We start from the raw sequence: 3,525 nt of genomic DNA, 5'->3' as shown, positions 1-3,525 counted from the left end.
AGCGCATCGGGGTCGCCGCCACCCCGGGGCCGGCGCACCCGGCGAGCGGGCCACAGCCCAACGACCAGCAGCAGGCGGCCATCGACGCCATCCTCGGCGCGCAGGGCTTCACCCCGTTCCTGCTGGACGGGGTGACCGGCAGCGGCAAGACCGAGGTCTATCTGCAGGCGATCGCCGCCTGCCTGGCCCAGGGCAAACAGGCGCTGGTGCTGGTGCCGGAGATCGGCCTGACCCCGCAGACCCTGGGCCGATTCCGCAGCCGGCTCGGCATCCCGGTGCATGCGCTGCACTCCGGGCTCAACGACAACGAGCGCGCACGGGTCTGGGCCGCGGCCTTGCGCGGCGAGGCGCAGGTGATTGTCGGCACCCGTTCGGCGGTGTTCACCCCGCTGCCGAATCCGGGCCTGATCGTGGTCGACGAGGAACACGACGGCAGCTACAAACAGCAGGACGGCATCCGCTACCACGCCCGCGACTTCGCGCTGGTGCGGGGCAAGGCGCTGGATATCCCGGTGATCCTGGGCAGCGCCACGCCGTCACTGGAGTCGCTGCACAACGCGCGCAGCGGTCGCTACCGGCACCTGCGGCTGAAACAGCGGGCCGGTGACGCCCGGCCGCCCCGGGTACGGGTGATCGACGTGCGCAAGCGCCCCCTGCAGGACGGCTTGTCGCCGGAAGTGATGGCCGGCATCACCACGCACCTCCAAGCCGGCAGCCAGGTGCTGGTGTTCAAGAACCGCCGCGGCTATGCGCCCGTGCTGCTGTGTCACGACTGCGGTTGGACCGCGCCGTGCAAACGCTGCAGCACCCCGTTGCACCGCACCCCGATGACCGTGCATGGCGCCGGCCGCCGCCTGCAGTGCCACCACTGCGGCGCGCGGGCGCCGGTGCCGCTGGCCTGCCCGGATTGCGCCAGCCTGGCGCTGCAGCCGCAGGGCATCGGCACCGAACGTCTGGAAGAACGGCTGCTGCAGGCGTTCCCCGATTTCCCGGTGCTGCGCATCGACCGCAGCACCACCGCCCGTCGCGATGCGCTGGAGCAGACCCTGGCCACGCTGGGCACCGGCCCGGGCATCCTGGTCGGCACGCAGATCCTGGCCAAGGGCCATGACCTGCCGAAACTGACCCTGGTGGTGGTGGTCGGAATCGATGAAGGCCTGTTCTCGGCCGACTTCCGCGCCAGCGAAAAGCTGGCCCAGCAGCTGATCCAGGTCGCCGGCCGCGCCGGTCGCGCCGAGCGCCCGGGCGAGGTCTGGCTGCAGACCCACCACCCGGACAACGCGCTGCTGCACACGCTGGTCAATGGCGGCTACCACGCCTTCGCCGATGCCGAGCTGGAACAGCGCGAGGCGGCCGGCTTCCCGCCATTCGCACACCTGGCGCTGTTGCGCGCCGAGGCCAAACAGGTGGAACAGGCCAATGAGTTCCTGACCGGCGTACGCGACCTGATTGCCCGCGACAGCGCGGTCGAGCAGTTCGGCCCGATGCCGGCACCGATGCCGCGCCGTGCCGGTTTCCAGCGCACCCAGCTGCTGCTGTCGGCCTCGCACCGGCGGCCCTTGCACAAGCTGCTCGATGCGGTGATGCCGGCAATCCACGCCCTGCCGCTGGCCCGACGCGTGCGCTGGTCGCTGGATGTGGATCCGCTGGACCTGTACTGAGCGGTGCCTGCGTAGCGCCGGGCCGCGCAGCAGCGCCACTGCGCGGGCAGCTCCGGCAATCACGCAGGCGGGCCGGGCCGGGCTGGGCCGGGTGAGGTGAGGCCGGGTGAGGTCAGGTCAGCGGCGTCATCACCGCCTTGCGGTACGCCGGGCGCTGCTGCAGGCGCGCATACCAGGCGGCCAGATGTGGCAGTTCGGGGCGGATGATCGGCATCTCGAACCAGGCGTAGATGAAGCTGCCCAGCGGAATGTCGCCCATCGCAAAGTGTTCGCCCGACAGCCATGGCTGCGTGGCCAGGGCGGCGTCGGCCATCTCCAGCAAGCGGCTGCAGCGCTCCAGGGCGGCGGCGATCTTCACCGTGTCGCGCGCTTCGGGCGGGGTCCGCAGCATGCCCCAGAACAGGTCGCGGAACACCGGGGCGAACGTGGCGCTGGTCCAGTCCATCCATTTTTCGCCAAGGGCACGCTGCAGCGGATCGGCCGGATACAACCGGTCCAGCGCATAGCGCGCCGACAGGTAGCGGACGATGGTGTTGGATTCCCACAACGGCAGGCCATGGTCTTCGATCACCGGTACCAGGCCATTGGGATTCATCGCCCGATACGCGGCATCGGCAGTACCGCCGAACGCGCCACCGACCTCGATCGACTCGTAGGCGATGCCGATCTCCTCCGCGCACCACAGCACCTTGCGCACATTGCTGGAGTTGTGCCGGCCCCAGATCCTCAACATGTCATCGCTCCCGTCGTTTCAAGCCCGGCGCCGCTGCCACGCGCGGGCCGCGACCGCAGTGATCTGCAGCCGCGCGGCGCGCAGGTCCGGCCAGTGATCACCCGTGCATCGCCCAGCCACCCATTGCCGAGCCGCCATGGCGGCTGGGGGCAGCGCCGCGAGCGCGGCGTGCCCGCTCCTTTGATGGCGTCATTTGGCGCGCTTGAGCGCCGGCTTTTTCGGCAGCACCCGCACATAGAACGACTTGCCTTCCTTCTTCAGCTCGAACAGGCCGGTGGCCACGATCAGGTCGCTGAGCTTGCCGTAGCCGTAGTTGCGTGAATCGAACGACGCCTGGTTGCCGATCTGGCTGCCGACCGGGCCCAGGTGCGACCAGCCGTCGTCGCCTTCAGCGGCGGCCACGGCGCTGCGCAGCATCTGCACCAGGCGCACGTCCTTGCGCAATTCGGCCGCGCTCATCCGCGGCCGCGCATCGCTGCCCGGCTCGGCACCGGCGGCGCCATCGCGCGCTTCGCCCAGGGCTTCCAGATAGGTGAACTTGGAGCAGGCATTGACGAACGGCAGCGGCGTCTTCTTTTCACCTTGGATTCAACCGATCGACGCAACAGTTCGTCGATATCGCTCTGCAGGCGTTTCGTAGCCCAGCGTCTTGCGTGGCCGCTCATTGAGCTGTCGTGCCACTGCATCCAGTCTCGCCTGCGTGACATCGGCAAGACTGATGCCCTTGGGGAAGTACTGCCGCAGTAGGCCGTTGGTGTTCTCGTTGCTGCCGGGTTGACAAGGTTGGTGGGTGTCGCATAAATAGATTTGTATGTCGGTGGCATGGGTGAAGCGACGGTGTCCTGCAATCTCCTTGCCTCGATCCCAAGTCAGTGACCGGTACAGCTGCGTCGGCAGGCGACTTGCGTTCTTGATCTGAGCGTTGTCCTCGGTCTGGGTGTCCTTACCTGCCACCTTCACCAGCATCAGGTAGCGGGTCTGTCGCTCCACCAGCGTAGCGATTTGACTGTTCCGATCACCGAACAGCAGATCGCCCTCCCAATGCCCTGGCACAGCCCGATCCTCGGCATTGGCCGGCCGCTCGCGGATCGAGACGGTGTCGGTAATCCGGCCGTGGTTCTCTGTCTTCTG

Annotated in this window: 3 protein-coding genes and 1 pseudogene; 1 reads left to right on the top strand and 3 read right to left on the bottom strand. The window is 68.3% G+C overall.

Annotated features, from left to right (window positions below):
* On the top strand, nt 1-1,661 hold a 1,661-nt coding region (locus QZH66_RS14595; protein ID WP_305806655.1), incomplete at its 5' end, for a primosomal protein N'.
* A gap of 112 nt (nt 1,662-1,773) precedes the next feature.
* Here QZH66_RS14595 and QZH66_RS14590 read toward each other — a convergent pair.
* From QZH66_RS14590 to QZH66_RS14580, 3 genes and pseudogenes are all read right to left on the bottom strand, one after another.
* Nucleotides 1,774-2,394 (bottom strand): glutathione S-transferase, encoded by a 621-nt coding sequence (locus tag QZH66_RS14590; protein WP_305806654.1) that lies wholly within the window; start codon nt 2,392-2,394, stop codon nt 1,774-1,776.
* 189 nt (nt 2,395-2,583) lie between these two features.
* A pseudogene (locus tag QZH66_RS14585) lies at nt 2,584-2,976 on the bottom strand (OST-HTH/LOTUS domain-containing protein); the annotation flags it as partial.
* Nucleotides 2,977-2,982: 6 nt separating this feature from the next.
* Nucleotides 2,983-3,525: IS30 family transposase (locus tag QZH66_RS14580; protein WP_305806653.1), on the bottom strand; the 543-nt coding region annotated here is incomplete at its 5' end.

It is taken from the genome of Stenotrophomonas sp. YIM B06876, from assembly GCF_030711595.1.
Taxonomy (GTDB): domain Bacteria; phylum Pseudomonadota; class Gammaproteobacteria; order Xanthomonadales; family Xanthomonadaceae; genus Stenotrophomonas.
Note: the sequence above shows the minus strand (reverse complement) of the source record. Positions and strands in the feature narration are given on the sequence as shown.